Genomic DNA, 26,878 nt, shown 5'->3' with positions numbered 1-26,878 from the left:
CGCCGCATCAGGGCCGCACCACCCAACGCACGTCTTCGAGCGACAGCAGCAGTTGCTCGGGCGCGCCGTCCGTAAAGAAGCTCAGGCGGAAATCCATGGCGGCGCCGCCACCCGTGGTCGGCTGCTGCGTGTCATACCATTGCTGCACCTGGGCCACCAGCGCCATCGGCGCGGCGGGAGGCTGGGCCGCATCGATGGGCGCGAGCACGGCCGGCAACAGGCTGACCGGCAGCGAGGTGCGGGGGAAGCCCGCCACGGCCGGCATCACGCTGTAGGAATAGCTGCCATCCATGGCGATGCGCACGCTGCCCGAGGCGCCCGTGAAGAGGGCGTTGAAGAAGCCTCTCATGTAGGCGGCCACGTCGCTGCCGCCCACCGGTGCGACTTGCCGCAAATCATAGCCTTGCCAGCTCAGGCGTGGCAGGATGGGGTCACTGAACTTGACGACCGGCGTCTGGTACAGGAAGGCCTGCATGGTCGACACCTGCGTCTGGCTGGGCGGGCACAGGTAGCGGTTGCGCTGCACGTACAGCGAGGCCTGGGCGTTCTTGTACACCATCACGTTCAGCCCCGGCATGCGCACCTCGCGGCCGGTATTGGCCAGCGCGGCGGCAAACGACAGGTCGGGCGCGTCGGCGGCGATGGCCGCATAGCGGTAGGCCAGCAGCGCACCGGGCGGCGTGGGCGTGGCCGGCGTGGCCCGGTACTGCTGCGCATCGATGTCGAGCACGGGCACGGGCACGCTGACGGCGCCGTTGCTCAGGGTGCCGGTCTGCGGGTCGTAGGTGGCGGGCGCGCCGCCAACGGTGACATTGAGCAGCGCATACCAGGCGTCGCCGCCATGGTCTTCCAGGCGCGCGTCGAATTCCACGGCCACGCTGGTCTCGCCTTGCGCCGCCGCCAGCTGCGCTGCGCCGAAATGCTGGCCATAGCTGGCTGCCACCTGGGTCACCAGCTGCTGGAAGGCAGTGGTGGCCTGTGTTGCCTTGGCGATACTATCGGCCGTGTCCTGCTTGCCATCGAGGGGCGCGAGGAACGCGTCGAGGTCAGCCGAAATGAGCGGATAATTGCTGACGAAGGCGGCCAGCGCCGTGAACAGGTCGGGACCGGCCGCCGCGTACAGTCTGGCCGTCTGCGGCGGTACGTTGAGCACGACGCTGACGTGCACGGCATCCTGCGCCGCCTGGCGATAGGTATAGCTGAAGCCGTAATCCCACTGGGCCAGCTGGGCCGGCTGCAAGCCAGCGGCGGCCAGGCGCATGCGACCGGCCTGCGGCGCGGCGGACGCGGTGGCGGTCTGCCGGTTGACCGTGGGCGGCACGGGCAGGGCACGGTTCAGCACGGGGATATATTGCGTGCCATTGCCCAGCGGTACCTCGAACGGACCGGTAATGAACAGGAGCCACTGGCTTTGCATGTAGTTTTCGATGCCGGGCACGGCTTGCTGGTCGAATTCCATGTGCGTGATCTGATAGCGCAAGTCCAGCGGCACATAGGCCTGGCCTTCGACATTCTTCGAGATGAAGTTGAATGACAGCCGGCTTTGGTCCACCACGGCCGTGCCTGGCAAAGGCAGCCGGGTCGGGAACAAGGTGTAGTTCTGGTTGCCGTCGCCGACCGCGCCGTCGGCTGTGCCGGCGCCGGCGGGCTGGCCATACAGCGCGGGCGGCCCATCCTTGTCTTTGTCGTCCGCGCCCGTCACCTGGTCCACGCCGTACACCACCACGGCGCCGGCGGCAAAGGCCGGCCCCAGGGTGGTCAGCAACTGCTGTCGCATGGTGGCGGCCGCGCTGACGCGCGTGGCCTCGTCCGCCGCGCTGCTGCTGAGCACGGGGCTGACCGTGGCGCTGATGGCGTCGGCCAGCGTCTGCTTCGCCTTGAGTACGAGGCCCAGTTGGCCGCTCTGCAGCGGATCGGCGATGCCGTTGAGGCGATCGAGAATGTAGGCGGGCGGCGCATAGGTGGCCGAGAGGAACTTGTCGATGGCGTCGAGACAGCTTTGCAGCCACAGGTTCAGGTCGACGCTATTGAGCGTCAGCGCATGCGGCGTATTGCTCGGATAGGCGTCGATGCTGACCGTGCGGCTTTCCAGCGAATTGGCGACGGGCAACGGCGCGTAGTAGCTGGCCTGGTGGCCCAGGCGGAAATGGATGCCCTGGCCGGGCGTGTCGCTGAAACGCACGGCGAACAACTGCTGCGTCTGCTGGCCGGCGCTGCCCACGCGCGTCAGCCCCGCGCCCGCGCGCATCGACCATTGCGGCGTCTTCAGGCACGCTTCGAGCGCCTTGGCAAACGTGGTGTAGCTGGACGCGCCGCCATTCGTGTCGGCCTGCGGCAGCACGGCGCTGACCACGCTGGCGCCGTCCGGCAGGGCCGCCAGTACGGGGTCGAGCAGGATGGCCTGGCGCGTCAGCACCAGTGCCACGTCGAGCGCGATGCGGTTGACGCTGGCCAGTTGCGCCAGCGGCACCGGCACCGACAGCGTGGCGGCGGGCGCCGTGGCGCTGCCGCCGCCGGCCAGGACCTGCAAGTAGATGGCGCAGGCGGCGACGAAGTCGCGCACCTGCCGCGACTGGGCCTCGCCCAGCGGCTGCAGCGGCGTGGCCAGCAGGGAGTTGCTGAGGGAGATGCTCACCGCATTGCCGCTCAGTCCGGGCACGCCCAGGCCCGTATAGTCCTGGTGCAGCTGGAAGTACAGGCGCTGGTAGGTGGGCAAGTCTTGCGCCGCGTCGGCTGGCGTGGCATAGGCCAGGCCATCCATGCGCAAGGTCAGCAGCAGCGCGGGCGCGCCGCCCGCATCCGTGTCATACAGGTAGCTGGCCTGGACTTTCGGCCAGGCGGACAGGCCCAGCAGGCGATCCGTGTAGCGCAGCGCGGCGGGGGCCTGGTCCAGCGCACCCGTGTAGCCGGCTGGCGGCGCCTCGAACGGCGTGACGGTGGTGTTGCCGAACAGGTCTTGCCAGCGCAGGGCCAGCGACGCATGGCCGCCCACGCCCAGGTAGGGATTGTCGGCTGCGGGCGGCAGGCCGGCCGGCGGATTGGCAGGCGCCGCATTGAGCGTGGCGAACGGCCGTCCCTGGCTGTTGTTGCCCAGGTAGCCCAGCGCCTGGCGGTAGTCGTAATCTGCCAGGGCCGCGGCCGCATAGCGCCGGCGGTGGGCTTCGCCATCGTCGCCGCCATCGCTGTCGCTGTCGTTCGCATGGTCCTGCGGTCCGAAGGGCAGGCTGTAGGGACTGGGCAGGAAATACGGGTTGGCGCCCAGGCCGGCCGACAGCGTGTTGTACAGCGCAGACAGGGTCGCCTGCGCATATTGCTGCTGTTGCTGCGGCGTGGGATCGGGCGGCAGCACGGGCACGCCGTCGTTGGCTCGCTTGAGCTGGAACGACAGGTTGCCCGGCGCCAAGGTCGCTTGCGCATCGAAGGCCAGGCTGTCGACGTCGAGCACGGCGCCATCGGCGTACAGGCCTGCGGTGGCGGCCGCGCCCAGGGCCAGGGCGTCCACCGACAAGCCATAGTAGGCGGCCAGGGCGGCGAAGGTATTGCCGGGAGCGTCAGCCGTGGCTGGCACGCGATAGACGAGCGGCGGAATGCGCATGGTCGCGCCCAGCGCCACCGTCACGCCGGGATTGTAGGCGGCGATCTGCGCCGCGCTCAGCGGGGTGGCGCCGGCCGAGTAATACGCGGCCAGCTGCGCCAGCGCTTGCGCGGGCGCGGCCATGTCTTGCTGATTCAGCTGGTGCAGAATGCCGGCCACGGGCACGCTGGCGCCGGCGCGCAGCGGCCGCACGGCGTTTTGCCGCGCCAGCTGTCCCACGCCCATGCCATACGTGGCGGCCAGAGCGGCCAGGGTGCTCGTGGCCGCCAGGGCCAAAGGCTGGGTCCTGGCTGGTTTACTCAGCGATTCGAACACCAGCACGTCCTGCTGCGGATCGATCGCCTGCGTCGTCAGCAGGGCGTTGATGAAGTTCGGCACGGTGTCGGCGGCGCCTGCAGCCGGGCGCGCCAGCGGAACCACCAGGGTCAGCGTGGCCGTGCCCGTGGCGTCGAAGACGGATGGGGGCAGGCCGGCGCCCGACACCATGTCCTCGAAATACAGATAGTAGCCGCCGCCGCGCACCACCGATTGCTCCCACAGCAGCTTGATGAATTGCGAGGGGCTGTTGGCTATGCCGCGCGGCAAGACCGTCTGCGCCGCATCCAGCAGCATGCGGCTGGCCGGCGGATGGCTTTCCGTGGACAGATTGGTTTGCGTCAGGAAGCACAGGTAGTCGGCATCGGCCTGGCCCGTCAGCGCCACCTGGTCGCTGCCGCCTTCGCTATACAGCAGGAACAGGCCGGCCACCAGGGTTTCGCCCACGGCGGCCATGCCGCTCAGCAGGTATTGCAGGCGCTGGGCATCGGCGGCCGACGGTCCCACGAGCTCGTAGACGTGGGCCAGGGTGGCGGCGCTGGCCAGCGCGGTGCCGCTGGCGTCGTTGGTGGCCACGGTGGCGGCCGGCATGCGCGTGATCTGGAAGTCCACGCGCGTGGCGTAGGCATAGCCGCTCAAGTCCTGGAACACCGTGCTGCTGCTGTTGGGCGGCGTGTTGCCGATGCGGGGACGATAGGCGGGCATCAGGGCCAGCATGTCCGCGTATTGCGCCTGGGTGTACAGCGCCTGCAGCGTATCCTGGCGCTGGGCGATGCTGGCCAGCATGGCGTCAGGTAATTGCCACAGATACGGCGCGGGCGCGGCCTGGCTGGCGGCGCGCGCCGCTGAAGCGGCGCCGGACGTCACGGCCGTCAGGCGCGCCAGGTCGGCGGTGATCCAGGCGGCGTAGCCTGCCGCAGGAAACTGCCGTGGCTGCAAGGAAGCCAGCGGCAGGATGTCCAGCGCAGGCGACGGCGCGAAGCTGCCCGCCTGCGCATACGCCAGCACGCCCGACAGCAAGCCGTACGCGGCGTCCAGGTCGATGGGCAGGCTGGTGCCGGGCGCGCCGGCGAAGGTGATGAAATCGAGGGCGACGCCATGCGAAATGGCATTGCGTCCCAGGCCGATGCGGTAGCCGCCGGCGGCGCTGGCGGGCGTGGGAAATTGCTGGCCCGTCAGTTGGTACAGCGCGTAGTCGGTCTGCGTCTTGCTATACAGGAAGGATGGCGACAGGCTCAGGCCCGGCGCCACCGGCAGGCGCAAGCCATAGGTGATGAAGCGCGCGACCTGGCCGGCGGCCTGGGCCACGGCGCCGCTCGCCTGCACGCCGCTCCACAGCTGCTCCAGCGGCAAGGCGTCGAGATGGGCGATGGCCAGCCGGCCCGGGGCCGCGGCGAACAGATTGGCCACGCCGGCATTGTCGCGTCCCAGCCCGGCGGCCGTGGCGGCGAAGCGGCTGGCGATGCCGGCCAGGGTATCGCCGGCAACCGAGGCATACGCGAGCGGCGGCACGGCGAGGATGGCCGTCGGCAGCAGCAGGTCGGCGCGCGCATACAGCGATGCCTGCTGCGCCAGGGCGGCCAGCGGCACGTCCAGCGCGGCGGCGATGGTGCCGAAGCTGTCGCCGGGCGCCGTGACGTGGCTGACGGCGCCGGCGCCGAAGTCGAAGACCAGGGTCACGCCCGTGCGCAGCGCGCGCGGCGCCGCATTCGCGCCGATGAGCTGGGCCGCGGTGGTTTGCCAGCGCCCGCCAGCGCCGGCCGGATCCGTGTAGCGGGCGGCGATGGCCGCCAGCGTATCGCCGGCCTGGATCACGGCGGACAGGCCGCCGACCTGCAGCGGCAGCGCGCCGTTCAGCGGATACGTGGCATTCGGCAGCGACACGTCGTCCGCATCGATGGCGTTGCCGGCAAGGTTGAAGGCGGCGACGATGCTGGCGATGCTGTCGCCGGGCTGCAGCGCATAGCTGTAATTGTCGAAGGCATCGATGGCCGATTGCAGCAGCGCGCGGCCGATCAGGCTGAAGACGTCGACAAAGATGAAGGCTGCCATCGATTCGGCGCCAGCGTCGTCCTGCGCCAGCAGCGCGGGCCTGGCGGGCGCCTTGCCCACCTTGGCGGCCACCTGGCGCAGCACGCCGGCCACCGTGCTGCGGTACTGTTCCGTCGCCGTCGCGTAGGTCTCGAGGTCGATCGCTTGCGTGCCGGCGCCGCCTTGCGGGTCGGGCACGTCCAGCCGCAGCCCGTCGAACAGGGGGAATAGCGTGGCGCCGTCCATATTGGCGCCCGGCGCGCTGATGTTCACGATGAAGCTGTCGGCGAGAAATTGCAGCAGGTCGCCCATGCCGAATGGCTGCATGGCGGGGTCGGCCAGCACCTGGATGCCCGCCACCAGCTGCTCCAGCGTCACGCTGGCAGTCGCGGCGGCAGTCAGGTCCAGCGCCGCGCCGTCGGCCCGCGCCGCCGGCTGCAACGTGTCGAGCAGCCACGGGAAATACGCCTTGCACAGCAGGTCGAACGAGGTCGTGCCTGTGCCCGCGCCGCCGGCGGCCGGGTCCGGCGCATCCATGGCGAACAGGCAGACGAACGCGCCTTGTTGCGCGCTGCTGGCGGTGGCGCCCTGCGGCGCCAGCACCGTGAATTGCGGCGCCGTCACCAGTTGCAGCACCGGCTTGGCATCGGTGCGCAGCACGCGTCGCGGCTGGCGGCGCGGCCCGGCGCGCAGCATGGCGGCCTGCAGTTCCATCGGCAAGGTGCGCGCGCGCCCCCGCGCCAGGCTTTCCAGGCGCAGCGCGCCGCCGCCATCCCACGGCGCGCGGCTGTCGCTGCCGATGCGGAATTGCGCGCTGACGGTGGCGGAAAAGCCCACGGAAATGGTGAAGCTGAAGATGCCCAGGTCGATCTTGACGCGCAGGCTGATGCGCACCGAGGCCGTCACGGACAGGGGGATGGCGCGGTAGGATTCGTAGCCGATCTGCACCGATACGGTGATATTGACGAGCAGCGAAGCGCTGATGATCTTCAAGTCCACTTCGCCGTACAGCATGCCGATCACGCCGAACGTGCCCGTCAGCTTGAAGTAGCTGCTGTCCTGAACGCTGCCGGACGCGCCGGCGTTGGCCAGCGCGACGGCGTTGCTGCGGTCGTACGGATGGTAGGTGGCGATTACGCCTTCGATGATGCCGAACACGGTCAGCGCGAAGCCGGCTTTCAGCGGCCCCTTGACGAAGTTGTAGCCCAGGCCCAGCTGCAGGCCCAGGCCGAAGACGATGACGGGATTAAAATAGCCGAGATCGGTTTTCGGCACCTGCGTTGCCGTCGCGCTCGACAGCTTGCCGAAATACACGCCGCCCGAGCCCATCACCGGCACGCCGTAGACGATGGCGCTAAAGCTGAACGAGCGTGTAAAGTCCATATTGTAGGGAAAGCCGATGTCGATCAGGAAATCGCCATTCGTGTAGATCTTGATGCCTATCATCGGCAGCACCACGCTGACGGCGCCGAAGTTCAGGTTGCGTATGCTGTCGGGGAAGGTGAAGTCGATCTGGAACAGGCCCACGTCGTCGCTGATTTTCTTGTACAGGATATCGACCACCAGGCCGGCCAGGCCGCCCATCTTGGGGCTGCCCAGGGTCAGGCGCAAGCCGTACAGGTTGGGATCGTTGAAGACGATCTGTACGTCGACGGCCCACACGCCGGCTGTCTGCAGCACGCCGAAATGCGCGGCGATCAGCCAGTTGCTGTCCGGCTGGTAATACGGTTGGCCCTGCACGCCGCTGCCCGGGTTGACGGGATTGTTCTTGCCCGTGGTGGGCGGCACGCCGGCCAGCGCGTCGATGACGGCCTTGGTCGAGCTGAAGTCGGACGCGCCGTTGATGGCCACGCGCTGGCCCAGCATCAGCAGGAAGACCTTGAAATAGCTGGAACCGGCGCCCGGCACGCTGGGCATTTCTTCCACGTCCTGTCCCTTGTTCGGGTCCAGCAAGTCGCCCATGCTGCCTTTGAGCAATGGCGGCACGGTGGCGTCCAGCGCCAGGGTCACCTTGCCGTCCGTATTGCGCTTGAAGACGATGCTGCGGATGACGATGAAGCCGAGGTTGAGGGGGGAACTGAGCGTGTAGGTGGCGCTGAGGCGGTTCTTTTCGCCGGTTTTCAGCGACACGTTGATGGACAGGCCATCCAGCGTGACCTGGTTCAGCAAGTCCCACGGCGACGGCAGCACGAAATACGGATCGCCCAGCGTGCGCACGAGCGCCTGGATCAGGCTGCCCAGAGACCAGCCCGCCAGGGTGAAGCTGAGCATCTCGTTGCCGCTGGTATAGGTTGCCGTGAAGCCTTCCCAGCTCACGTACAGCGTGTGGTTCGGCCCCTTGTCCGTCGGCTGGAAGGCATAGCCGAAGCCCAGTTTCAGATTGATGGCGGTATAGATCCATACGGCATCGGCCTTGCCCGAGAATTGCTGCGCGGCCGGCTTGGCGCCGTCATACTGCACCGAAAGCGTGGCTTTCTGCAAGCCGATCTCTTGCTGGCCAAGCATGAACAGCCAGGTAAACGTCGTGTCGACCGTGTAGCTGGTGGCCAGGTCCGTGCTGGGTTTGCCGCTAGGAATGACCGCTTCGATGGCGAACGCGGAAATCTTCAGGTTGCCCGGCAAGAAGAGGGGGAAATCATAGATGCCGCCGGCGGCAAAGAATTGCTTGATCATCTCGCCCACATCGAGTTCTTGCGCGAGGGAGGCGGAGAGGGTCCAGCGGGGCGGCGTTTCCTGGCTGCTGTAGGCCACGCTGACGGCCGCCTGCAGGCTGGCGCCCACGCCCAGCAAGCCGGAAATGGACCCGGCCCAGGCCGTGCCGGCGCCCGCATTGCCGGCCTCGACAAGGGCCAGCGCGCCTTCCTGCTTGTCCGCGGCCACCGTGGCGCTGATGCCCGACAGGCTGATCTGGCCGTCCGAAATGCTCAGGATGGGCGCGCCGCCCACCGTCAGGAAGGACAGGCTGATGGCGTAGTCGCTGGAAAACGCGAAGGACTGGGCCGCGCCGTCTATGCTCAGCACAATATTCGACACCTCGGCCTGGATGCTGTCAGGCAGGCTGACGAGGCCGTTCGAGACGACGGACAGGAAGTCCGACAGCGTGGCCTTGCCGGGAAAGCTGGCCTGGAACAGCTGCGCCGAGTTGAACTGCACGTCGAATTCGCCGCCCGGCGTGCCGTCGAGATTGCGAAATACCGTGGGCAACAGGGTGAAGGTGGTGCCGAACAGGTATTCATAGCGCGACTTTCCGCTGGCCTTGCTCGCCAGCGGCTGGTAAGCCGTCCAGTCGAGGAAGAACGAGGTGACGGTAAAGCTCAGCGCTGGCGTGGGCGCCGGGATAGGCTGCCAGCTGAGATCGCGCACGCTGCGCAGCTGCAGCGTGACCTGGTCCACCGTGGGCGCCGCCTTGGGCGGGATACTGCCGCTGATGGTCATGCCGCCGAGGCCGAACGAGGTCAGGAACTCCTGCAGCACGGCCGGGGTGGCGCGGAAATAGCTGGCGCCCCCGCCGATCAGGCTGATGGCGGCACCGGGACTGAGGGGCTGCCCGTCGCTGCCCGCTTCCAGGCTGACCACGTAGTTGCCGTCGCCATTGGCGTTCGATGGCTGCAGCAGCAGCGACAGCGTGTAGTCGGTGGCGCCCGCGCCTTCCACGCTGAGCGTGGCCGTCAGGGCCAGCGTGGCGGCCTGGTCGCCGTCGGCCGCTTCCTCGTCGGCCCCTTCGCCGGCGCCGCGCAGCAGCAGCTGCATGCCGCCGTCGAGCAGCAGGGCGTCGGGCGGCGGCGCATCGACGGGCGGCGGGATCGTCACGGTCAGGCTGGGCGCAGCCACGCGCAGGTAGCCGGCGAAGGTGCAGTCGAGCTCGCTGAGCGTGGCCGACAGCACGCCGCTGGGCATCAGGCCGCCCAGTTCGAACGTCTTGCCGTCGTACAGCGCCATGTCCAGGTAGCCGCCGATCTGCAGCTTGCCCGGCGGCGCCGCCAGGTCGGAAAACAGTTCCAGAAATGGCGTCACAAAGGCGGGCAGGGCCACACTGGCGCTGACGTTCTGCTTGGCGCCGCCCGTGACGGACAGCGTGCTGTCGCCGCCCCATGGATAGACGCCGTCGGCGCTGGAAAACACCAGCAGCGCGCCCGACAGCGGCAACTCGCTGAATGGCCAGCCGCCCATAAAGGGAAAGCTGCTATCCCAGTTCCAGTCGGCGGGACTGGCGGCCACCTGCACCACCAGCACGGCTGCATCATCCCCGTCGTCATCCCCGTTCTCGCTTGGCGTGCGCGCGGCGGCCGGCTGCGTGGAAAACACCAGCGTGGCCGGAGTTTGCAGCAGGCCGCCGATAAAGGGCAGGCTTGCCTTGCTGACCGTAAAGACACCGTCGCTCACGGCGCCCACGTCGGCTACCGCGCAGCTGATCAGGAACTGTGCCGCGTCGATCTGAAATGCCTGGCCGATGATGGCGTCGAATTTTTCGGGCGGCGCGACGTCCGGGTCGGCCAGGCCCGCTTCCAGGAAGGCGGCATCGAGGGCGAACGGGCCACTGCTGGCGGCGTTGACGATGGCTTGCTGCAGGTTTTCCAGCGCGGTATCTGTGGTGGCCATACGAACTTGCTCCTTGAATCAGTCATGATGTCCAGGGCGGACGCTCGCACCCGCCCGGACGCTCTGTCTACAGCACGGCAAACAGCGCCAGGTGGTCGCTGGTGCTGCGCAGGTAGCCGTAATTGGCCCAGCCATTCAGCGTGCGCGCCTGGCCTACGGCATACACTGCCGCCGGCGATTGCGGCCAGGCCATGCCAACAGGCAAGTTCGGAAATTGCGCGGCCAGCGGGCGCGTGCCGATGGGCACGCCCGCTGGCATGCCGCCCACCAGCGTGAACGGCGTGCCCGACACGGGATTCATCACCGTGAACTGGTAGTTATTCGCCAGCACCAGCGGGTTGACGAGCATATTGTCGATCGAGAAAAAGTTGCTCACCATATCGCTGCCAATATAGTTATAGCCCGGATACGGCGCCGCCAGCAGCGCGCCGCCGGCCGTATTGTCGGACCACAGGAAGCGCGATTGCTGCGTCAGCTGCGGCTTGGTGCGCTTGGGGCGGATATGCGTGGCCAGGTAGCCCTGATACGCGTCCAGCGTCAGGTTCGCTGCCACCGGCATGGCCGGCGGCGGGTCCAGCAGCGGCACGTATTTAATCGCGCGCAACTGGTCGTAGGCCGTGGTCCGCCCGCCCGCCCCGGGCGGCTGCGCGTAGATGGCGTTCAGGTTGAAGTCGCCGCAGATCAGCTTGATTTCATTGTGCGGCGGGCCGGCAGGCGCCGCCGCCACGTCGTTCACGCCGCGCAGCAGGATATTGATGAAATTGGTGGCGCCGCCGTGGTTGGGCGGCGCATGCACGGCAAACAGGGTCAGGTTGCGCGCGATGACGTTGGCCTGGTTGGTTTCCACGAAAGTCACCATGAAGGGCTGGCGCAAGCCGTTGAAATTGACCAGTCCGCTAACGACGGGCGGCGCGGCCGGCGCCGGCGCGGGCGCGAAGGCGATGCGCGCCGCTGCCATGCCCTCGGCCAGGCCGCCGTTGTACTGCGCGCCGGCCGGGATGGTGCGCGCCTGCTGGCCTTGCGGGTTGAGAAAATCCTGGATGTTGGGCGCGCCGGGCCCCCCGGCCGGATAGGCGGCGGGCACGGCGCCGGCCGCCACAGCCGACACGCCGCCGCCCGTCCACACGTTCGGCCCCGTGAAATAGCGCCGCACTTCCGTGGCCGTGCCAGCCGTGCCCGATATGCCGCGGTACAGCACGGCGACCGATTCCGTGCGCCCGCCCGTGCCCACTTTCAGCGGCGGCACCATGCGCCAGGCATCGCGGTTGGGGTCGGCGGGGTCGCTGCGCAGCTGTTGCAGCAGGAAGATCGCGCCCTGCAGGCCGCCAGTGGCGGGCGCCAGGTCGCCGACGCCGGCCGCGCTGGCCGACACCTCGATCAGGACGAAAATATCGGGCTGCGTTGCGCGCAGGATGGTCAGGATGTGGTTGCGGCGCTGCAGCGCGGCCACGGCCGGCAGGTTACCGCCGCAGCGGCCGCCTTCGCCATAGCGGGGCCGCTTGCGGCTGGGATTGTTGACCTTGTTGATGCCGAAGTTCTCGATATTCCAGTACACGACGTTGGTCATGCTGCGCTCCCCAATGAAATGGCTGGCAATGGCAGCGCGGCCAGTGCCTGCTCCTGCCGGGCGGCCGCATCGGCGATGTACGCGGCATACCAGCCCAGGCTGCCCGTATTCTTCGGGTCGCCAAACAGGAAGAACTGGATGTTCGCGTCGGGCGGCAGCTTGGCAATGCCGAGGAACTTGATGGCGATATTGTCGAGCCGCAGGCAATAATAGTAGGAGTCGCCGTCGGGCACTTTTTGCCGCATCAGCCCGATATTGTCGATGGCCAGCTTGAAGATGCCTTGCAGGCTGATCAGCCTGGCGCCCGGCGCCGCGCCGGGCAGCGACAGACCGACGAAGACGGCTTGCTCGTCGTCGCCGGCGGTGCTGGCGGGCGACCAGGCCAGCAGCAGGGTCGAATGGAAGCCGGCGGCCGAGACGAGCGCGCCCGGCCCGCCCATGGTGACGTCATACACGACGCCGTGCCAGGGCCCGTCGAGCGTGCTCAGGTTCAGTGCCGTGCTGACGGGCAGGAAGCCGAAATCGGCCGGTTTCTGCCCATCGGCGGCAGCGATAAAGCCCGACAGTTCCAGGCCGAAGCCCTTGAACAGGCTGTCCGGCCTGGCCTGGCTGGCGTCGAGGTCGTAGGCCAGGTTGGCCGTCACCTCGTCAAAGCGCACGGCCGACGGCGTCGTCTGCGGATAGCGCATGTCGATCACCAGGTTGGAAAAGGCCAGGCCTTCGCCGTCCGGCGGCAGGTCCGGCGCCAGCGCGCCGAACGACAGCAGATCCAGCACGGCGCCCGTGCGGTCGTCCAGGCTGGCGAAGTCCAGCGTGCCCCAGACGGAAAAGCGGTTCAGCACGGTCGCGCCCGCATCGATGGTGCCCAGGCAGTTGAACTGGATGCGCTGGAAAGCCACGTGGCACAGTAGGTTGCTGTCGAGGCTGAATATCGACGGCGTGGCTTGCTCGAAGATGTAGATGCCGGTGCCATTCTGGTCGATATAGCTGCCGTCGAGTACCACGCCGTTGTTCGGCATCGCATTGCCGCCGAAGGTGGTGGCCGTCACGGGCGAGCCGAGCAGCTCGTTGACGGCCAGCTGCACGTAGCTCTTGAAGGTCTTGATGACGGCATTGTCGAACAGCACCTGCAATTGCAGCACGCGGAACGCATAGTTGTCGGTGTCGGGCAGGGCGATGGGGGTATCGGGCGGCAAGCCGTTGCGCTGGCCTGCGGCGAAGGCCGGGTCCTGGTAGTCGACCAGGCCGAATGTACTGGAATTGCCGTCGAGGGTGATGCTGCCGTCGCCATGCACCGTCACGCGGCTGGCCGTGAAGCCGAAATGGTGGGCGACGAAGCGCGTCAGGTCGAGGCCGGCCGCGATGCCCTGCAGGCCAGCCGGCAGACTGGACGGATCCAGATCCGCCTGCAGCACCAGCACGCCCGTCCAGGCGGGATCGCTGACCAGTTCCAGGAAATGCCGGTACGGCGATTCGGGATTGTCCGCCGCCAGCACCTCGGCCGCTTCGATGACATCCTGCAGCCACTGCGACAGCCCCGTGTAGGCGATGCCCTGGACGCCGGGGCCGGCGTCGGCGGCCAGCGAAAAATCGGGCGCGCCCGACCAGGCGTTCGGATTGGTGACGCGTTCCCTGACGCTGCCGCTGCAATACTTGAGCAGCATCACGTTGCGATAGGACGTGGGCGTCACACCGAGCCCCACCTGCGCTTGCATGGTCCAGCCGGCGATGCCCACGGTATTGTCGAAGCGCGCGCCGCCGTCCGACAGGTGGGCTGCGTTGACGGCCACCAGGAACAGCTGGTTGGTCTGCAAGGCATCCTGCAAGGTAGCGTCCGGGAAGCGGAAGCCGAACGGCAAGATCTGGCCGCCGTCGCCCAGGGTCTGGCCCAGGGTCACCGACAGGAAGGCGTCCTGGTCCTGCTCCTGGCTGGACACGGTGGCGACAGCGCCCTGCGGCGTGGTGCGGTAGTGCGGTGCTTCCGCCACCGCCTCGCCGGCCGCCAGCCCGCGCACGCGGTGGCTGGCGGCCGCGCGCGCCTGCCAGGTGGCGCTGGCGCCGCTGGAAATGACGGCCTTGCGCGTGGCGGCCACGATACTGCTTTCAAAGCTCGACAGCAGGGAGGCGCTGATCTCCAGCGGGCCGCCGCTGACGGCGCCGCCATACGGCAGCAGGGGAAAGGCGTGCGCGGCGCCCTGCGGCACGGGCAACGAGGGCGGGGTCGAGGCCAGCACGGTATCGGCGGCCACGGCGCGCAGCAAGGCGGCCGCCCGGGCGGCCGGCGGCAGGCCGTACATGGGACTGCCCGCCGGCTCCGCATGGTATTGCGGCATGGCCGCGCCGCCCTTGAGCACGCTGGCCCAGCAACTGAGGTAATCGGCCGTCAGCGGCGTGGCTACATTACCGGAATCGGGCAAGTCCAGGGTCGCGGCCTGGAACGGGAAGACGGCCGCGTAGGCGGGTGAGGCGGGCACGAACAGCAGACTGTCATTTTCCGGCGCGGCGCCATCATAGGTGGTCATGCTCAGCTGTTCCGAGCCAAAGATGCCGCATAACAAGTTTGTCTGCGTCCCGACAGCCTGGCCGCTGGCGCTCAGGCCGAAGCGCCCGGCCGGCGTCAGCAGGGCCTTGCTGGTAACGGGCCGAGAGGGAGACGGCGCGGCGCAGCCAAAGGCCAGGGCGCCCGACTGCAGGCCGACCACGGGCGGCTGCCCGCTGGCAGCGCCCAGCGGCAGCAAGGCCGTCGCATGGCCCAGCGCCGTGCGGTAGGTGGACGGCAACGCGGGCCGGCCGGCCGGCAGCAAGCCGCAGCGCAATACGCCTTCCAGCCTGGCCTTGGCGGACAGCTTCTGATTGTAGGGATCGAGCGGGTCGACCGTGCCGACCCAGGCCAGGTTGGCCGGCAACGCGGCGGGCGCGCTCAGCGCCGGGTAGAACAGCTGCTGCAGCTGGCCGCTGGCCGTGTCGCGCGCGCTCATGGGGAAGCCGACGGCCAGGCCGCTTGGGCCGAAGGTGACGGCAGGGTTGACGGTGGCCGTAAACGTCAGGCAGCCCGCATTCGGACCCGTCAGCGGCACGAACGTGCGGATCGTGTTGCCGCTGCCCGTGACGCGTATGCCTATATCGCTGGCGTTGCGCTGGAAGGCCAGCGCCGGCGGCGTGGCCAGCGGCGCGGACAGCCGCAAACTGCCGCTGACGGCGTCGATGGACAGGCCGACGCTGGCCAGCACGTTGAACAGCAGGTCCTGTCCCAGCCGGAAATTGACATTGGTGCTGGTGGCAAAGCCCTTGGTCAGCTGGTTATAGCTGTAGCTGCAGCCGTAGTTCTTGAAGGAATCGGCCGGCGCAGCATCGGCGTCGCGCAGCCATAGCAGCGCGTTCAGGTTCAGTCCCGGCGCCGACGACTGCCGGTCGATATACGCGGCGAGAGCGGCGATGAAGGGGCCGGGCGCCGCGTCCAGCGCCGCCGGACGGGCACTGGCAAACACGTAGCCGCCCATGCGCTGCGGCGACAGGCTGTCGGCATAGCTGATGCTGTCCGGGGGCGTGGCAGGCGGCGCGACGGGCGGCAGCAGGTAGCCGGCCCACGCATGGTCCGGCTGCGGCGGCGATTCATACAGGCTGACCTTGCTGGCGGGATCGGTGGCGACGAAACTGAAACCCATGACTACCTCCACTCAAGACGCGACTCGGGCTGCGATGCGGCGGCATGGCGGCCGCGCGGCTTCGCAATCGTTTACAACGGGTGGGCCCGGAAGGGCGTCGGATGGCCAGGCGGCTTGCCTGGATGCGCTGGCGGGCGGCCATCCAGAGCGCCCGCCCGCAGGCGGGCGCGGAACCGCCGCTTACTGCGAGTTGGAGGTAAAGGTGGCCAGCACGAAGCCCGTGTAGCTATACACGGTGCCGCCGTCGACGATGTCGCCGGAGAGCAGCACGTTATACAGCCCCGTGCTTTGCGGCGAGTAGGTGACCGTCAGGCCGGCTTTCCACGTGACGACGCCGTTGCCCGTGTCGCTAGCCAGCTTGGCCGTGGTGAAACCCGTGGTGACGCTGGGATTCCAGTACGTGGTGCGGCCCTGGAACTGGAAGGCGATGCCGGTCTGGTTGTTGCTGTCGCCGCTGGCGATGGACAGCGCGATGCTGTTCGGCGTGGTGTTGGTGGTGACGCTTTGGCCGGAGGCCAGCGTATGGTTGGTGACTTCGACGCGAGGTAAGTTAGACATGACATTCTCCATGAGGTGATATCGGCCTGCACTTGCGGTGGGCGCCCCGTGGCCGACAGGTTCGGGGCAGTTGGGTAAGTCGGTAGAAATGGTATTGCGACGGCTTTGCGACCATGCCATAAAAATATGGCGGGACAATACGCAATTTCAAATAAAGACAAGACATTTGATATTAATCAATCCGGAATTGATTAATATATTTCGTATTTGCTTATTCAAAAAAGTAGTTTCCGGCTATTCGTAATATAACCATGCCGGCTCTTGCGCATGACGAGTAGCGATTCTATGCCTATTTTTTTGCGCGATTCTCTCGAATTGTCGCGAAGGCAAGAATAATGCAGTTTCCGGACGCTGCGCGGGAATGCGCCGCCGGCCATTTTTCGCGGCGGCATGCAAGTCGGATATGGAATGCAATTGAATATAAACGGTTTATTGATTTAAATAGATGGCATGCGCGGCTTTATTGCGCGGCAGGCGCGGGCAGGGCCGGACAGCGCTCAAAAACGGCTACCACCTTGCCAGTCAGCGTGTATTGCGTGCCGTCATCGAGGATGGGGCCATCGATGAGGATTTGATATTGCTGCGGACCGAGTGCCTGGAAACGCAGGGTCAATCCTTTCTGGAATGTCACGATGGTATCGCCGCGGTCTGCGCCCAGTTGCAGCATGATATTCGCTGTCGACAATAAAACCGTCCAGTACGCGGTGCCGTTGGCGCGCAGCGCCACCAGGGTGTTGTCATTGATATCGTTGCTGGCCGTGGCGATGGCGTCGCTGTTGACCGTCAGCGCCATGGTTTGCGGTGCCCGGCACGCGGGGGCCGGTTCGGCCAGCTGGCGCGCCAGCGCCGGGGCGTCGCCACCGAGCGATAGCAGCAGCACGGCAGCCAGCCAGGGGCCGCGCCAATTCAGCTGAAACATGGTGGAGGTGGTTTGCCGCGCATGCGGCCCATCGTAGCGAAATTCCGCCGGAAGAGCAAACGCATGCCGACCGCAGCGCGTCACCATGGCCGCCATGGCCGCCATCCCCATCTGCTATCATCGTGCCGTTTTGGCCGGTGCCGCGGGCGTCGGTCCGATATTTATGCAAGGAAAAAAATGAATAATCGCATTTCCCTGCTGCGTCAGCGCGGCGCGCAGGACAGCGGCAAGGTAGGCATGATCGAGCTGTTCTTCGACCTCGTGTTCGTATTTGCCGTCACGCAACTGTCGCACGGCTTGCTGGCGCACCTGAGCGCCATGGGCTGGCTACAGACGGGGCTGCTGCTGATGGCCGTCTGGTGGGTGTGGATCTTCACGTCCTGGATCACCAACTGGCTCGACCCCGAGCGCATTCCCGTGCGCATCAGCCTGTTTGCGCTGATGCTGGGCGGCCTGATCATGTCGGCCTCGATTCCCGAAGCGTTCGGCACGCGGGGCCTGGGCTTTGCCGGCGCCTACGTGGCCATGCAGGTGGGCCGGCCCCTGTTCGCCTGGTGGGCCGTGCGCCATGAAGAACTGTCGCGCCGCCGCAATTTTCAGCGCATCGCCCTGTGGGCCGTGTTGTCCGGCATCTTCTGGATCGCCGGCGGCATCGCGTCGCCCGAGCAGCGCATCTTCTGGTGGGTGCTGGCACTGGCGATCGACCTGGCCGGTCCCTGGATGCAGTTCGGCATTCCTGGCCTGGGCCGCTCCTCGACGGCCGACTGGGATGTCGACGGCGGCCACATGGCCGAGCGCTGCGGCCTGTTCGTCATCATCGCGCTGGGCGAATCCCTGCTGGTGACGGGCGCCACCTTCGCCGGGCTGGAATGGACGGCCGCCAACTGGCTGGGCTTTTTGTCGGCCCTGGTGGGCAGCATCGCCATGTGGTGGATTTATTTCGACACGGGCGCCGAGGCGGGCCACCACCGCATCGCCCACTCGAAAGATCCGGGCCGCATCGCCCGCAAGGCTTACACGTATATCCACGTGCTGATCGTGGGCGGCGTGATCGTCAGCGCCGTGGCCGATGAGCTGGCCCTCGTGCACCCGGATGAAGCGAGCTTCGCCGGCATCAGCGCCTTGCTGGGTGGCCCGATCCTGTATCTGCTGGGCAATGCATTATTTAAATGGGTGAGCAATGACCGTTCCACGCCGCCGCTGTCGCATCTGCTGGGCATTTTGATCATCCTGGCGCTGATCCCGATGGCCTACGGAAGGCTGTATGCGCCCCTGACCCTGGCCTGCATCACCAGCTGCGTGCTGGTCCTGGTGGCCGTGTGGGAACATATGGCGCTGCGCCGTCCGCCACCGGAGATCGATCCTTGATGTCAGTTTGACCTTAACCGGGCGGCGCAATGCCGTCCGGATCGCTGCGCGTGTCGAGCTGCAGCTGCAGGAACGCCAGGTCCAGCCAGGCGCCGAACTTGGTGCCGACTTGCCGCATCAAGCCCACTTCCGCGAAGCCCAGCTGCTTGTGCAGGGCGATCGAGGCGGCATTGCCCGCCTCGATGCCCGCCACCATCACGTGCTTGCCCAGGCCGCGCGCCCGCGCGATCAATTCCCCCATCAAGGCCTTGCCGACGCCGGCGCCGCGACTATCGGCGCGCACGTACACGGAATGCTCGACCGTATGCCGAAAACCCTCGAACGGGCGCCAGTCGCCGAACGAGGCGTAGCCAGCGACAGTTCCTTGCGCATCGATGGCGACCAGCACGGGATAGCCGGCCTTTTCGCGGTCGGCCAGCCAGGCGGCGCGGTTGGCCGCATCGACCGTCCGTTCATTCCAGATGGCCAGGGTATGGCTGACGGCATCGTTGTAGATGGCCGTGATGGCCTCGATATCGCCCGCGTGGGCATCGCGTATCTGCATGTTGCTCTCCTTGCTAATCGTCTACTATAATGGACAAATCATAGATTGCCGCTCACGCCTTGTCCAATAAAATCCGAATGGAAGCTGAAATATGTCCACTAAACCAGACGAATTGAACCAGCGGATCGGCGCCAGGGTGCGCCTTGAGCGGGAAAACCTGGGCTGGTCGCTGACGGACCTGGCGGCCCGCTCGGGCGTGTCGCGCGCGATGGTGCACAAGGTGGAGCGGGGCGACTGCAGCCCCACGGCCACCTTGCTGGCGCGGCTGTCGGGCGCCTTTGACCTGAGCATGTCCGAACTCATCGCCCGCGCCGAAATGCGCGCGGGGCGCCTGCTGCGCCAGCTTGAGCAGCCCGTGTGGGTCGATCCGCAGAGCGGCTATGTGCGGCGGCACGTGTCGCCCGCGTCCGACATGCCGCTCGACCTCGTGCATATTACCTTGCCGCCCGGCGCCGTGGTGGCCATGCCGGCCGCCGCCTATGCGTCGCGGCGGCAACTCATCTGGTCGCTCAGCGGCAGCCTCGTGTTCATCGAAGGGGAGACCCGCCACGTGCTGGACGAGGGCGACTGCCTGGAACTGGGGCCACCGGCCGACTGCGTGTTCCGCAATGAAACGGCCACCGCCTGCACCTACGCCGTGGCGGTATTGAAGAACCGAGATTAAGCCAGTGCCGCCGCGCGCAACTGAGCAATGAAGGCGCGCGCGGCGGGCGCCTGTTCGTGGCGGCGGAAGGCCACGGCGATTTCCGAGCTGATCTGCGGCCCGTCCAGCTCGCGGAATACGACGCCGGGCAATTGCACGCTGGCCATCACGGAATGGGGCACGATGGCGCAGCCCACGCCCAGCGACACTTCCGTCAGCACGGCCACCAGGCTGCCCGGGCGCGACACCACCTGCGCCGCAAAACCGCCGCGCCGGCTCACCTCCAATGTCCCCAATTCCTGTTCCGGCACGATGAACGCCTGCTGTGCCAGCGCGGCCGGCGCCGCCACATCAAACAAAGCCAACGGGCTGTCCGCCTGCACGGCCAGCACGAAGCGGTCGCGCAGCAAGACCACGCTGTCCAGTCCGTCCGGCAGGTGCAGGGGCGGGCGCACGAAGGCCAGGTCGACCCGGCCCTGGTCCAGCAAGGCGGGCAGGGCATCCATCGCGTATTCGCGCGCGCTGATGTGGATGCCGGGGTGGCTGGCGCGAAAGCGGGCGAACTGGCCTTGCAGCACGCCTGAGTAGGCAGCCGAGGCCACGTAGCCGATTTCCAGCCGTCCCAGTTCGCCCCGTCCCGCTCGCCGCGCCACCTCCTGGGCCTGCGCCAGTTGCCCCAGCGCGCGCGCAGCCTCGATGACGAACAATTCTCCGGCGGCCGTCAGCGACACGGCGCGCTTGCTGCGCTGGAACAGCCGCGTGCCCAGCAACTGTTCCGTTTCCTGCACCTGCTTGGTCAGCGCGGGCGGCGAAATGCCCAGTTCCGCAGCGGCCCGCGCAAAGTGCAGGCTGTGCGCGACGGCCAGCACGCAGCGGAAATGCCGCAGTTCCATCTCTTTGACTATATTCACCATCAGTGAATTATAAGGCGGCTGTCTTATAACAGGAAATAATACAAGCCTGCTTACAATCGAGGCATGAAGAATACCAACTGGACCTTATATACCTGCTCGGGCGTGTGCGCGCTGATCATGCTAGACACCAACGTCGTGGCTGTTTCGCTGCCGTCGATCGCCCGTTCGCTGAACGCCAGCTTCGTCGATGTGGAATGGGTGGTCAGCGCCTACATGCTGGCGTTCGCCTCATTTCTGCTGCCCGCCGGCAGCATCGCCGACCGCCTGGGACGGCGCAGGGTGATGCTGTCCGGCCTGGCAGTGTTCGCGCTGGCGTCGCTGCTGTGCGGCCTGGCGTGGACGCCGTTCGTGCTCAACGTGGCGCGCGCCATCAAGGGACTCGGTGCGGCGCTGCTGCTGACGTCCGCGCTGGCCGTCATCGGCCACACCTTCCATGCGGAAAAGGAGAGGGCGCGCGCCTGGTCCGTGTGGGGCGCGGCCATGGGCGTGGCCATGACCGTGGCGCCCCTGCTGGGCGGCCTGATCACGAGCGCCATCAACTGGCGCTGGATTTTCTATCTGAACCTGCCCGTCGTCGCCATCCTGATGTGGTTGGTAGGCAGGCATGTGGACGAGTCGAAGGATGTTTCCAACGCCAGTTTCGACCCGCTCGGGGCGCTGCTGTTCTCGGCCGGCCTGTTCTGCATTATCTGGGGCTTGATCGACGCCAGCGTGGCGGGCTGGTCCAGCCGCGCCACCATGCTGCGCTTCGTGGCTGGCGCGGCGCTGCTGTTGGTCTTCGTGCTGGTGGAACGGTGCCAGCGCGCGCCGATGGTCGATTTGAGCCTGTTTGGCCGGCGCGTATTCGTCGGCGCCGTGCTGGGCATGTTCGGCTACGCCATCGCCGCGCAAGTGATGATGACGTTCTTACCGCTGTATCTGCAGAACGCCTTCGGTTTTTCCGCCGTGCTGGCCGGCTGCGCCATGCTGCCGTTTGCCGTCGCCATGGTGGTGCTTTCGCGGCTGGCGCCGCGCGCCATGCGCCATCTGGACGACCGCGGCATTCTGGTGACGGGCTTGCTGATCGTCGCCGTGGGCAACGTGGCCACGGCCCTGGCCGCCGCCAGCCTGCAGTACGGCTGGGTGGCGGCCGGCATGGTGGTCACGGGCGCGGGAGCGGGATTGCTCAACGGCACGACGCAAAAGGCCATCCTTGCCTGCATTCCCCGCGAACGCACGGGCATGGGTTCCGGCATCAGCACGACGACGCGCTTTGTCGGCATCGTCCTGGCCGTGGGCGCGCTGGGCGCCGTGCTGGCCATGCGCACGGCCGCTTCGTTCGAGCAACTGGCGTGGCTGCACGGCTTGAAGGCCTCGCCTGAAATGATCGGCCGCATCGTCGCCGGCAACGCGGCCGAGGCCTTCGGCCAGTTGCCGCCCGCGATGCAGGCCGTGGCGCAGGAAGCGGCGCGCCACGCCTTCATCGATGGCTTTGCCAGTGTGCTGTACCTGGCTGGCGGACTGGCGGCCGTGGTGGCGGCGCTGGTGTTCGTGCTGGCCAGGCCGCCGGGAAAAGTGTAACTGTTCAGCAAGTTCCGCGTGCGCGGCCAGCACATGTAATATGATGCCATCGAGCAATACATGGCATTCATATAACTACCGCAGGGAACTGTATGCGCAGAAAACGCATCATCATCACGAGCGTGCTGGTCGCAGTCATCGGCGTGGCTGCTCCACTGAGCCTGGCCTTCTACCTGTCGTCGGTGCGCGCTGAGCAGGGTGAGCAGGAACGCCTGCGCCTGCTGGCCGGCTACGCGCTCGAGCGGGCACACCGTTCCATCGCCTCTGCCAGCGCCGCCCTGCGCAGCGCCGATGCGCTCGACCTGGCGCCATGTTCGGAAGCGCATATCCAGCAACTGCGCCGCATCACCATCACCACGCGCAGCATCGACGATATCGGCTATGTGGAAAACGGCTTGCTCAAATGCACGTCCACGGGTATCGAAGAGGCGCGCATCACCGTCACGCCCGCCGACTTTACCCTGGACAATGGCATCGGCCTCGATTTCAACCTGCGCCCCGTCGTCAGCGGCGGCAAGCGCATGGTGGGGCTGTCCTACCGTGCCTATAAGGTGCTGATCGATCCCGTGCGCTTTTCCGACGTCATCGTCGACAGCGATATCCAGATGGCCGTGGCCATCGGCAAGGAAGGCGTGCTCGACACCTTGCACCATCCGGATCCCGCACAAGTGCAGGCCTTGCTTGCCGGCACACCCATGGCGAGCGACATCAGGCACGATGGCAGCATCCACGCAATGCTGTACCGCGACGGCTTGACGGCCGTCATGATCGAGCCGCGCAGCAAGCTGAACGACAGGCTGCGGCGCGAGCAGTTGCTGCTCTTGCCGCTGGGCCTGCTGATGGCGGCATTCATCGTCGGCATCGTCGTGTGGCTGTCGCGCCGTCGCCTGTCGCTGATGGGAGAGTTGCGCATCGCCATCGACCGGCGCGAATTCTTTGTCCATTACCAACCCATCATCGCGCTCGACACGGGCGTGTGCGTGGGCGCCGAGGCGCTGATACGCTGGCGCCGTCCCGACGGCAGCATGATACGGCCCGACCTGTTCATCCCCGTGGCCGAGGAAAGCGAACTCATTTTGCCCATCACCGACCAGGTGATCGCTTGCGTCATCGCCGACATGCGCGCCGCGCTGCTGGCCGACCGCGAACTGCACATCGCCATCAACCTGTGCGCCAGCGATATCGAAACGGGCCGGGTGCTCGACGTGCTGGAACGGGCATTGGCCGGCACGGGCATCGAGGCGCAGCAGATCTGGCTGGAAGCGACGGAGCGGGGCTTCATCAACGTGGAAGCGGCCCGCGCCACCATCGAAAAGGCCAGGGCACGGGGCCATGCCGTGGCCATCGACGACTTCGGCACCGGCTATTCCAGCCTGTCTAGCCTGCAAAACCTGCCGCTCGACGCCCTGAAAATCGATAAATCCTTCGTCGACACCATCGGCACGGACGCGGCCACCAGCAGCGTCACGCCGCACATCATCGCCATGGCGCGCACCTTGAACATGCTGATCGTGGCCGAAGGCATCGAAACGCAGCAGCAAGCGGACTATCTGCTGGAGCGCAAAATGGAATTCGGCCAGGGATGGCTGTTTGCCAAAGCGCTGCCAGCCGCGGAATTCCTTGCCTTTTACCGGGCGCGCCGCGCGCCATCGTCCACATGAAACAGCCACGCTTTCCCTACCCATTGCAGCCGCTGCGCGTACCGGGCGGCTGGGATATCACCGTCAATACCCTGTTCGAAGTGGAGCCAGGTCCCGAGACCATGCAATGGTTCAGCAGCGCATTGCTGCTGTGGGGCAGCTGCCGCGACACCGGCTACTGCTTCAACTCGCACTTCGAGCCGGAAGACGATCCGCAAGGCGACTTCGTGCTGGAGATGGGCAAGGTGGCATACGACCGCCACGGCAAGATCGTCCAGGGCAGCGACGCCTTCCTGGGCGAGTTTCGCACGCGCAGCAAGGCGGAGTTTGTTGCCCGGGTCGAACAGTTCATGCAAGACCCGGCAGCTTGATTTTTACGGCTTGCGCGGCAAGACGACGTCCTGCCCGCCTTGCTTGAGCACGGCGCTGGCGACCTTGCCCGCGGCATCGCGTGTAAACGCCAGGTCCGCATCGATGGCGCGGAAGAAGAATTGGTCTTTCGCGCTGGCAAACAAGGGCGCCGATCCCATGCCCGTGCCGGCCGCTTCCAGTCCCTGCTTGCCCAGGGTCACCGTCAACGTGAAATCCTTGTCCAATGGATACTCGCCAACGTACTCGGCCAGCGCGGCGCGCGGTACTTCGATGGCGGCCTGCGGCTTTTTCAGCGGCGGCAGGGGCGTGCCGGGCAGCAAGGTGGACAGGCCCAGCGCATCGACATCGCGCGCCGTATTCGTCAGCACCATCACGCCCCGCTTGCCGTCCGTGGTAAACGCCGCATAGCTGGCGTAGCCGCCCGTCTGGCCGCTGTGCCAGGCGTAGCTGCGGCCCTGTTGCTGCTCCAGCAGCCAGGACAGGCCGATTTTCGTGTCGCCGTCGGGTGCCAGCGGGCGCTGTGGCTTGATCGCCAGCGCATACGGGCGCAGCGGCTTGAACATGTACGCTTGCAGGTAAGCCACCATGTCGCGCGCGCTCGAATACACGCCGCCGGCCGGCGCCACCACGTTCAAATCCCAGGCCGGCGTCAGCTCGCCCGACAGCAGATGGCCGGGCGCCAGGCGCGCCAGCATGCCGTGCGTGGGCTGGTTCGAGGTGGAACGCATGCCGAGCGGCACGGCGATGCGCTTTTGCAGCAGTGCTTCATAGCTGCTGCCGGCCTGTGCGGCCAGTGCCGTGCCCAGCACGGCGTAGCCGATGTTCGAGTAGTCAAATTTCGTCCCCGGCGCGTGGGGCAGATGGTAGGCGGCGAGAAACTGCCGCTGTCTGGCTTCCGTGTAGTCGGCATACGGGTTGGCCGGGTCCTTCGGCGCGAAGTTGTCGGGCAGGCGCGGCAGCGAAGAATAATGCGTGGCCAGGTCGAGCAGGCTGATCTTCTTGCCGTCGAAGGCGGGCACCGTATAGCCCGGCAATAATGTGGCCACCGGCTCGTCGAGTTTGACCTTGTTTTCGGCGACGGCGTCGGCCAACAGCAAGGCCGTCATGGTTTTGGTGACGGAGCCGATCTGGTAGACGGTGTCGGCGCCCGGCTTGATGTTCTTGCCGGCATGCACGCTGCCAAAACCGTACACGGCGCTGTGCTTGCCGTCGATCACGGCGATGACGATGCTGGCGTGCACGCCCGTGCGCGTGAGTTCTTCCGCGCGCTGGCGCACGGCGTCATCGAGTGCAGGGGCTGCCAGTGCAGCGGTGCCGGCGAGACAAAGGGGGAGGAGGGCGAAAGTGGGTGTCATGGGAAACCTTGTCCAGGGTGGGCCGAATGCACGCCAGTGCCTGGATAAGGTCTCTGGCATGTCAAGTGAAGGATACGGCGCCAACATGAAGGCTGCCTGAGTTTTATGGCTCGGGCATGGCAAGGCTTGCGCTGGCTCAATTTTCAGCCATCGGCGCTTCCAGCAAACCCGCCAGTTGGGCGCGCATGTCGGCGGACATGCATTGCAGCAATTCGCCGCGCCGGCGCGCATCGGCGCGTTTCTTTGACGGCACGTCGGCGAGGTCCGGCGCCCGGTAGGGGGCACAGGGCAAGTGATAATTACCGTCGCGCATGCGCAAGGCGTGCAACTCCTGCCACGCCAGATCGTAGTCGGCCGCGATATGGCGCCGGCGCCGCGCATTCAGGGCGATGCGGTTGTCATTACTGATCAGAAACACGTTATTGCAGGCAAAAAAATCACCGAAATCGCGCAGGGCCGTCACCATCAGGTTTTTCGGACGGCAACCGTGCAGCGCCCGCGTAGCCGCTTTCACGGCTTGCGCGCCCGCTTCCGAGCGCAAGCCTTGCAGCGCGCCCAGCTGCAGGGACACGCCGTCGGCGCGCGGCAGGAACAAAAAGCTGGCCAGGTAGAAAGGCTGGCCGTCGCGCGTCAGGCGCAGGCACAGTTCGCCTTCGCGGTGGCTGTCGTGGATGGCCGTCAGCTGCAGGCGGTACAGCGCCCCATCCTTGCCTTCGAACGCGGCCAGCACCACGGGCTGGCGCGCGGCCAGTTCGACCAGGGCGCGCGCGCCCGCTTGCCACAGGAAACGGTAATGTCCTTCCAGCAAGGCCAGGCGATCCGCGCAGCCGAGCTGGCGCGAGGCGTACGGGCGGTAAATCTTGAAGCGCAGACAAGGATGCAGCTGCGCCAGCGAGCTCAAGCCGGGCATGCTGCCCAGGAAGGCTTGCCAGCGCGTGCGCTGGCGGGGAAAGAAGAGGGCGCCCAGCGCCGCTTTCAGGCGGTGTCCGCTGGCAGGCGGTGGTCGCACGGCGGGTGGCACGGCGGGTGGCACGGCGGCGCCGTGGCGCAAGGTTAAAGCGATGTCATTCATGGTTCAGCCGGTGAGGGCAGGCGCTGCACAATGAGAGCCTTGCCAAGCTGAATGCTACGTGGACCAGGTGAAGTTCATATTAAGAAGCTGTTTCCGTTTAGAGGATGACAACTAAACATTTGCCTTCTAGCAATACGGACGGTTATGCTCGCCGCATCCTG

General features: G+C 66.7%; 14 protein-coding genes. 5 read left to right on the top strand and 9 right to left on the bottom strand.

The window, feature by feature from the left end; all coding sequences use genetic code 11:
- Nucleotides 1-7: 7 nt before the first annotated feature.
- The 5 genes from CSQ93_RS03600 to CSQ93_RS03580 all read right to left on the bottom strand — a co-directional run bounded on the left by CSQ93_RS03600 (nucleotide 8) and on the right by CSQ93_RS03580 (nucleotide 17,249).
- A complete protein-coding gene (locus CSQ93_RS03600; RefSeq protein WP_199534241.1) occupies nucleotides 8-10,540 on the bottom strand; it encodes a LysM peptidoglycan-binding domain-containing protein in 10,533 nt (3,510 codons plus the stop codon).
- Between the two features lie 67 nt (nucleotides 10,541-10,607).
- Nucleotides 10,608-12,107, bottom strand: coding sequence for a hypothetical protein (locus tag CSQ93_RS03595; RefSeq protein ID WP_099376793.1), 1,500 nt, complete (start codon nucleotides 12,105-12,107; stop codon nucleotides 10,608-10,610).
- The gene (locus CSQ93_RS03590; protein ID WP_099376792.1) at nucleotides 12,104-15,772 is read right to left on the bottom strand and encodes a hypothetical protein; all 3,669 of its coding nucleotides are present in this window, start codon (nucleotides 15,770-15,772) and stop codon (nucleotides 12,104-12,106) included. The genes CSQ93_RS03595 and CSQ93_RS03590 overlap by 4 nt, the downstream gene beginning before the upstream one ends.
- A gap of 180 nt (nucleotides 15,773-15,952) precedes the next feature.
- Nucleotides 15,953-16,330, bottom strand: coding sequence for a hypothetical protein (locus CSQ93_RS03585; RefSeq protein ID WP_077404342.1), 378 nt, complete (start codon nucleotides 16,328-16,330; stop codon nucleotides 15,953-15,955).
- Between the two features lie 460 nt (nucleotides 16,331-16,790).
- Entirely contained in the window at nucleotides 16,791-17,249 is a 459-nt protein-coding gene (locus CSQ93_RS03580; RefSeq protein ID WP_158301098.1) for a hypothetical protein, read from the bottom strand.
- Nucleotides 17,250-17,426: 177 nt separating this feature from the next.
- Between CSQ93_RS03580 and CSQ93_RS03575 the strand changes: the two genes are divergently transcribed.
- Nucleotides 17,427-18,617: a low temperature requirement protein A gene (locus tag CSQ93_RS03575; protein ID WP_099376790.1), complete on the top strand. Its 1,191-nt coding sequence runs from the start codon at nucleotides 17,427-17,429 to the stop codon at nucleotides 18,615-18,617.
- A gap of 13 nt (nucleotides 18,618-18,630) precedes the next feature.
- Here the strand turns inward: CSQ93_RS03575 and CSQ93_RS03570 are convergent, their stop codons facing one another.
- Nucleotides 18,631-19,161, bottom strand: a complete 531-nt coding sequence (locus tag CSQ93_RS03570) for a GNAT family N-acetyltransferase (RefSeq protein ID WP_099376789.1) — start codon at nucleotides 19,159-19,161, stop codon at nucleotides 18,631-18,633.
- Nucleotides 19,162-19,252: 91 nt separating this feature from the next.
- On the opposite strand from CSQ93_RS03570, the gene CSQ93_RS03565 reads away from it, so the two are divergent.
- Nucleotides 19,253-19,825, top strand: a complete 573-nt coding sequence (locus CSQ93_RS03565) for a helix-turn-helix domain-containing protein (protein ID WP_099376788.1) — start codon at nucleotides 19,253-19,255, stop codon at nucleotides 19,823-19,825.
- On the opposite strand, the gene CSQ93_RS03560 is transcribed toward CSQ93_RS03565, so the two are convergent.
- Entirely contained in the window at nucleotides 19,822-20,718 is an 897-nt protein-coding gene (locus CSQ93_RS03560) for a LysR family transcriptional regulator (protein WP_233516027.1), read from the bottom strand. The genes CSQ93_RS03565 and CSQ93_RS03560 overlap by 4 nt on opposite strands.
- Before the next feature lie 63 nt (nucleotides 20,719-20,781).
- On the opposite strand from CSQ93_RS03560, the gene CSQ93_RS03555 reads away from it, so the two are divergent.
- From CSQ93_RS03555 to CSQ93_RS03545, 3 genes are all read left to right on the top strand, one after another.
- A complete protein-coding gene (locus CSQ93_RS03555) occupies nucleotides 20,782-22,278 on the top strand; it encodes an MFS transporter (protein ID WP_099376786.1) in 1,497 nt (498 codons plus the stop codon).
- A 92-nt stretch (nucleotides 22,279-22,370) separates the two neighbouring features.
- On the top strand, nucleotides 22,371-23,939 hold the full coding sequence (locus CSQ93_RS03550) for an EAL domain-containing protein (RefSeq protein ID WP_099376785.1): 1,569 nt from the start codon (nucleotides 22,371-22,373) through the stop codon (nucleotides 23,937-23,939).
- On the top strand, nucleotides 23,936-24,289 hold the full coding sequence (locus tag CSQ93_RS03545) for a hypothetical protein (protein WP_158301097.1): 354 nt from the start codon (nucleotides 23,936-23,938) through the stop codon (nucleotides 24,287-24,289). Before CSQ93_RS03550 ends, CSQ93_RS03545 begins: the two co-directional genes overlap by 4 nt.
- Nucleotides 24,290-24,292: 3 nt before the next feature.
- Here CSQ93_RS03545 and CSQ93_RS03540 read toward each other — a convergent pair whose 3' ends face one another.
- Both CSQ93_RS03540 and CSQ93_RS03535 read right to left on the bottom strand, forming a co-directional pair.
- On the bottom strand, nucleotides 24,293-25,645 hold the full coding sequence (locus CSQ93_RS03540) for a serine hydrolase (protein WP_158301096.1): 1,353 nt from the start codon (nucleotides 25,643-25,645) through the stop codon (nucleotides 24,293-24,295).
- A 136-nt stretch (nucleotides 25,646-25,781) separates the two neighbouring features.
- Nucleotides 25,782-26,717 (bottom strand): VirK/YbjX family protein, encoded by a 936-nt coding sequence (locus CSQ93_RS03535; protein WP_099376782.1) that lies wholly within the window; start codon nucleotides 26,715-26,717, stop codon nucleotides 25,782-25,784.
- Between the last annotated feature and the right edge of the window lie 161 nt (nucleotides 26,718-26,878).

It is taken from the genome of Janthinobacterium sp. BJB426 (assembly GCF_002735705.1).
Taxonomy (GTDB): Bacteria; Pseudomonadota; Gammaproteobacteria; order Burkholderiales; family Burkholderiaceae_D; genus Janthinobacterium.
Note: the sequence above shows the minus strand (reverse complement) of the source record. Positions and strands in the feature narration are given on the sequence as shown.

Excerpts from the sequence above, each read along its gene's own strand:
- CSQ93_RS03600 (WP_199534241.1), bottom strand. The coding sequence starts at position 10,540 with ATGGCCACCACAGATACCGCGCTGGAAAACCTGCAGCAAGCCATCGTC.
- CSQ93_RS03595 (WP_099376793.1), bottom strand. The coding sequence starts at position 12,107 with ATGACCAACGTCGTGTACTGGAATATCGAGAACTTCGGCATCAACAAG.
- CSQ93_RS03590 (WP_099376792.1), bottom strand. The coding sequence starts at position 15,772 with ATGGGTTTCAGTTTCGTCGCCACCGATCCCGCCAGCAAGGTCAGCCTG.
- CSQ93_RS03585 (WP_077404342.1), bottom strand. The coding sequence starts at position 16,330 with ATGTCTAACTTACCTCGCGTCGAAGTCACCAACCATACGCTGGCCTCC.
- CSQ93_RS03580 (WP_158301098.1), bottom strand. The coding sequence starts at position 17,249 with ATGTTTCAGCTGAATTGGCGCGGCCCCTGGCTGGCTGCCGTGCTGCTG.
- CSQ93_RS03575 (WP_099376790.1), top strand. The coding sequence starts at position 17,427 with ATGAATAATCGCATTTCCCTGCTGCGTCAGCGCGGCGCGCAGGACAGC.
- CSQ93_RS03570 (WP_099376789.1), bottom strand. The coding sequence starts at position 19,161 with ATGCAGATACGCGATGCCCACGCGGGCGATATCGAGGCCATCACGGCC.
- CSQ93_RS03565 (WP_099376788.1), top strand. The coding sequence starts at position 19,253 with ATGTCCACTAAACCAGACGAATTGAACCAGCGGATCGGCGCCAGGGTG.
- CSQ93_RS03560 (WP_233516027.1), bottom strand. The coding sequence starts at position 20,718 with ATGGTGAATATAGTCAAAGAGATGGAACTGCGGCATTTCCGCTGCGTG.
- CSQ93_RS03555 (WP_099376786.1), top strand. The coding sequence starts at position 20,782 with ATGAAGAATACCAACTGGACCTTATATACCTGCTCGGGCGTGTGCGCG.
- CSQ93_RS03550 (WP_099376785.1), top strand. The coding sequence starts at position 22,371 with ATGCGCAGAAAACGCATCATCATCACGAGCGTGCTGGTCGCAGTCATC.
- CSQ93_RS03545 (WP_158301097.1), top strand. The coding sequence starts at position 23,936 with ATGAAACAGCCACGCTTTCCCTACCCATTGCAGCCGCTGCGCGTACCG.
- CSQ93_RS03540 (WP_158301096.1), bottom strand. The coding sequence starts at position 25,645 with ATGACACCCACTTTCGCCCTCCTCCCCCTTTGTCTCGCCGGCACCGCT.
- CSQ93_RS03535 (WP_099376782.1), bottom strand. The coding sequence starts at position 26,717 with ATGAATGACATCGCTTTAACCTTGCGCCACGGCGCCGCCGTGCCACCC.